Source organism: Endozoicomonas sp. (genome assembly GCF_031844845.1).
Taxonomy (GTDB): Bacteria; Pseudomonadota; Gammaproteobacteria; order Pseudomonadales; family Endozoicomonadaceae; genus Endozoicomonas.
On sequence record NZ_JAVRMB020000307.1, the window covers coordinates 1 to 5,051 of the forward strand.

At 45.9% G+C, this 5,051-nt stretch carries 6 protein-coding genes; 4 read left to right on the forward strand and 2 right to left on the reverse strand.

The window, feature by feature from the left end:
* From lnt to RM811_RS17085, 3 genes are all read left to right on the forward strand, one after another.
* Nucleotides 1-1,126 (forward strand): apolipoprotein N-acyltransferase (lnt, locus tag RM811_RS17075; RefSeq protein WP_402526767.1); only part of this gene is annotated, 1,126 nt, incomplete at its 5' end.
* Between the two features lie 77 nt (nucleotides 1,127-1,203).
* The gene (locus RM811_RS17080) at nucleotides 1,204-1,629 is read left to right on the forward strand and encodes an HI0074 family nucleotidyltransferase substrate-binding subunit (RefSeq protein ID WP_402526769.1); all 426 of its coding nucleotides are present in this window, start codon (nucleotides 1,204-1,206) and stop codon (nucleotides 1,627-1,629) included.
* Entirely contained in the window at nucleotides 1,626-1,940 is a 315-nt protein-coding gene (locus RM811_RS17085) for a nucleotidyltransferase family protein (protein WP_402526772.1), read from the forward strand. The genes RM811_RS17080 and RM811_RS17085 overlap by 4 nt, the downstream gene beginning before the upstream one ends.
* Nucleotides 1,941-1,999: 59 nt before the next feature.
* Here the strand turns inward: RM811_RS17085 and RM811_RS17090 are convergent, their stop codons facing one another.
* The gene (locus RM811_RS17090; RefSeq protein WP_402526775.1) at nucleotides 2,000-2,863 is read right to left on the reverse strand and encodes a hypothetical protein; all 864 of its coding nucleotides are present in this window, start codon (nucleotides 2,861-2,863) and stop codon (nucleotides 2,000-2,002) included.
* Nucleotides 2,864-3,325: 462 nt separating this feature from the next.
* Nucleotides 3,326-4,453, reverse strand: coding sequence for a hypothetical protein (locus tag RM811_RS17095; protein ID WP_402526777.1), 1,128 nt, complete (start codon nucleotides 4,451-4,453; stop codon nucleotides 3,326-3,328).
* Nucleotides 4,454-4,692: 239 nt separating this feature from the next.
* Here RM811_RS17095 and RM811_RS17100 point away from each other — a divergent pair.
* Nucleotides 4,693-5,051, forward strand: a 359-nt coding sequence (locus RM811_RS17100; protein ID WP_402526780.1) for a lyase family protein, incomplete at its 3' end; no start/stop codon positions are given.

The following is a 5,051-nucleotide window of genomic DNA, read 5'->3' on the forward strand; positions in this document are numbered from 1 at the left end:
GCTGTTGACGGGATTCCCCTGGCTGCTGGCCGGCTATGCGCTGCTGGACACCCCTTTTGCCTCATTAGCCCCCGTCACCGGCACTTACGGATTAAGTCTGTTGATGGTCACCACCGCCTGCCTGCTGGCGGCGCTGATTCCCGCAATGTGGAAGTCGGCAAAGCAAAAGAGCAGGCCTCACGCAATCATGTTGCTGATTGTTTTTGCCTGTTGGGCTCTGGCCTGGCCACTGGCCAATATCCAATGGACCGAAAAAACAGGAGAGCTATCCTTCAGCGCCGTACAGGGTAATATCCCTCAGAATCTCAAATGGGATCCTGACTTTATCCAGTCCACCATCAGCACCTATGCCGGCCTCAGTGAAGATCAGTGGGAGCAGGATCTGATCATCTGGCCAGAAAATGCCATTCCGCTATTTTATAACCGTGCAAAGGGGTTAATGACTTATCTGGACCGACAGGCCAGGCAGAATAACAGCACCCTGATTCTCGGCATGCCGGTGGACGATAACTCTGGCAGTGAAACCCGTTACTACAACAGCATTCTGGCTATGGGCGAGGGCTATCCATCCGCTGAAGGCTCCGGCCGCTATAACAAACAGAAGCTGGTACCTTTTGGTGAATATGTTCCCATGGAATTCATGCTTCGTGGATTGATTGATTTCTTTAATCTTCCCATGTCAGATTTCACCCGGGGACATTCAGAACAGGAACTGATACAGGCTGGCGATGTAAAAATTGCCACCTATATCTGCTACGAAGTGGTCTACCCGGATTTTGCGGCACAAATGGCCAGAGAAAGCGGCCTCCTGATTACCATCAGTAACGACACCTGGTTTGGCAAATCTATAGGCCCCATTCAGCACTTTCAGATTGCCCGGATGCGGGCGCTGGAAACCGGTCGATTTATGATCCGCGCCACTAACGATGGTATTACCGCACTGATTAATGAAAAGGGTGATGTGGTGAAAACCATTCCCCGTTTTACCACGGGAGTGCTTTCGGCAGAAGCGGAAGTTCGCTCGGGTAATACGCCATTTATGATATTGGGCTCCTGGCCGGTTTTGCTATTAAGTCTGTTATTGGTATTAACCGGATGCGGGCTATTCCCTCGCCGAAATCAGTAAAGAGTCATACGTCGAAGACTGGCGATATTGGGGTATGCTGAGAACATGGAAGAGAAACTCCAAACAGAGGCAGATACATGATTGATTATGACAAATTCCAAAAATCTCTGGGTTTGCTGGAGTCCCAGTTTTCCAACTGGCAAACACTGGATAATGAATTGCCGTCCTGGATGCAGGAAGCCGTTTCCGAATCGGTAATACAGCGTTTTGAAACTTGTTATGATTGTATGTGGAAAGTCCTGAAACGCTACCTGAAGGAACAGTTGGGCTTGCCTGATGTACCAAATAGCCCTAAACCCATTTTTCGCATCGCCAATGAAAACCACTTGCTGAGTAACGATATCAGCCAATGGCTGATCTACGCTGATGCCCGTATTGATACCTCCCACGACTATGATGGGGAAAAAGCACAAAAAGCCCTGGCATTAATGGGGGATTTTATCTGCGACACCATTGCGCTATATCAGGTTATGAGTGAGCAATCCTGGCAGAAGCAGTCATGAACCAACTTGATATACAGCCACAGCATCTGCAACTCCTGCGGGATATGCTCAATCATCACTTGCCCGGCGTTCAGATCCGGGCTTATGGCTCACGGGTCACTGGACACTCGCATCCCGCTTCTGACCTTGATCTGGTGGCTTTTTCCAGTCCACAGCAGGAGGCATCAGTATCCGCGCTGAGGGAAGCGCTTGAAGAGAGCAGCCTGCCTTTTCGGGTCGATTTTTTCGTGTGGAGTCAGGTGCCGGAGTCCTTCCAGCGGAATATTCTGCAAAACTATGTGATCATCACCGAAGGAACAGATTCCGGCTAATGACTGACCTGCGTGTCTGCGTGAAAGAGCCCCGTATATCTTCGTATCAGTTGGTTAGCTTACTTTGGAGGGAGATAGTTTTTATTAATTGCTGGCACATTTTTGCTATTGGCAAACCAACCCATTTCCTCCATAGCTTCAACAACAACGCTTGCAAACACTTTCCCCCCGGCACTGTAAAGTCTGTTAGCCACCTCCCCTCTCAGAAGACAGAGGTTTCTTTTTTTATCCAGTATGCTGTTCATGTTGAACGCGTCGAGAACCTCCCTTTCCACCATCAAAGCCAGAACCGCCTTGGCCTTTATTTTATCCAGACCGCCAGTTTGAATATATATGCGAATCGCTTCTTGATTGGTATACTTCACTTCATTAAGCCTCACCTCAGTCACCTTGTTAACGTTATAGGTGTTACTCAGCACTCTCATCAAACCCTCAGAAATCGTCCCTGGCCGGGATGGCTTCGAAGTCTCACTTTCTACTTTTGATGCGCTTAGGTTCTCCGTAAGTTTTACCGTTTTACAAAACGCCTCTGACGGGAGTTGCTCCGAAACCTTAAGCTCTGCCATTGATATGCTCAGATCGTCCGAAGGTTGGTGTTGTACTTTATGCGGATCTGAAAAACAACTGCTTTCCTGAACGATGGGGTTGATTTGTCGTTGAGCATTTTCAGTATGCTTTTGATCAGCAATGTTGGGCGATCGAAAATAATTAACTCCCTCACCTGTCGGCGAATTACAAGCTTTCTTCCCATTAAAGTTTTTTCTACCAGCCGGAACTTGTTCTAACTTATTTCCACTCTGTAAATCCTGACGGCGACGACTGTCAGTTTCATCTATACCATACCCTCCGCTGAATAAACTCCTAAACGAAAAAGTCATATCCCCAGAATTAGCCATGATAATGTCCTCAAAATTAAAGGCCATACACGCAAGACCATCGCCAACGTTCTACCCGGACAATCAGGCATATCAGCGTATAGTTTCTTTCAGCGTATAGCAGTTGCTATTAATTACCGGTGTTTTAAATACCTGAAACCCAATTCATCCTGAACGAGAGCCATCAGAGCTTTGGGATCAGGCTACCTGGCATAAGTAATTGAGACCACTTAGAACAAAATTAGTTCATGCTCTTTTCGTTCAAATACCCTGGGAATAAAGGGTAATTAAAGGGATATCACTCCCGGAATACTATAAAAGCCAGAATATTCTGGTCAGATTCATGAGCAGATGCCCGCCACCAGCGGGGTGCTGTCATCAATTGTGAGATTCGGGAAGGCCAGACGCCGTTTATGGTTACGGGCTCCTGGCCTGTGCTGCTGTTATGTATTCTTATTATTTTCCTGCCATGTTACTCACAGGACAGGAAAATGAAATCAACAAAAGATTCTAGGGCATTGTAATACCTGCGCCTCCGCCGCCCTGAGCCATCTTACACATCTCTGCCTTCTGCTGTTCCTTCTCAATAAAGGATTGGTATGCAACCATCAATGAAGACTTAATGGTTTCTAACCTGCCACCTTTTTCTGACTCTGCCTTCTTAAGCAATTGTGGATTGCTCTCAACCAATTTGATTAATTGATCAAACTGTTTCTTGTCAGGCTTCAGGTGATCAAACGGCGTGTTACCACGGCTATCCTTCTTATCCAGACTCTGATCAGCACCTTCGGCCAATAGTATTGAAAAAACCTCAAGCTTTTCAAGACTCAAACTTCTACCTGCGTGATGGAGAGGAGTCACACGGCTGTTTGTTTCATGATTGATATAATTTTGATAACTTTTATATTCTTGATCATATTGATCATCAGGTTCAGGGGCACTGCTTGCATTATTAGTGGAACCATCATCAGACAGGTTCAAACACTCTATATCCCGGGTCAAATTCTCACCTGAAGCTTCCTCATCAGGAATTCGATTTTTATCTTTAACAGGCCGGAACATATCACAATACCACATCATGGTATCCTTACTTCCACCAGCAGCTATATTGAACCTGTTATTTCCAGTATTATTAACAGCATCTCCCTCTAACTCACCTGATTTTAATTGTTCTTTCATCATCTCAAATACTCTTTTATACCCTTCTTGAAGCTCATCTGTAGCATGATTTAACAAAAACACGAGCACTTGATCTGGACAGTCTTTATTTATTGCCGGGCCACTGTTTCCAGAAACGTTATAGGAAAGTTCTTCTTTTGGTTTTGCAACGTTAGGCTCATTGATCATTAATACCATCTGATCATGTGGAATAACTTCAACTAATCCCTCAAATGCTTGTGGATCCCCTGCTGTACATACCCAGTGAATTGGGTTCATACCAAAAACCCGTTCCCCCACGCCACTGCCTAATGATTTACCTGCTGCAAGAATCTCTGAAACAAAAGGTTTTGCTGCATTAGCGAAATCAGATACCTGACGAGATTTTATAAAATCAACAACTCTCTGATTAAGATCTTCATCACGACGAGAAGCAAGATCAGTTATTTGTACGTCACCTTTAACTGGAGCTGAATCCATCAAAATATCCTCTAAAAGCTGAAAATAGCGTTATTTGGAGTTCTAACTCAACGAATAGTTCATGCCCCTTAGCACCAACACCAGGGAATTTCAGTTCACCTGATGAGCACACTATACTTAACAACTCAATTCCCGATATAAGACATACTTAAATTCATTACCATTTCTGAAGCTTTGAGCAGACCATTGAGCCAGTTGACCAACCGGCCTCAGATCTTCAGTTTCAAAGGTTCCTGACCATGCCCGATAGAACCCGGATTGAAAAAGACAGCCTTGGTGAAGTCGCTGTTCCTGCTGATGCCCTCTACGGAGCCCAGACCCAAAGAGCCGTCAACAATTTCCAGATCAGCCACCAGCCTCTCCCTCCCACCTTTATCCGGGCCATCGCCCAGATAAAGCAGGCCGCAGCTAAATCCAACCATGAGCTGGGATTGCTTTCTGAAGAGTTTGCCAACGCCATTGCCCGAGCCTGTGATCAAGTCATTCAGGGAAACTTCCCGGGAACCTGGGAGCAGCAGTTTCCGGTGGATATTTACCAGACTGGTTCAGGCACCAGCAGCAATATGAATGTAAATGAGGTAATTACCCAGCTGATCAA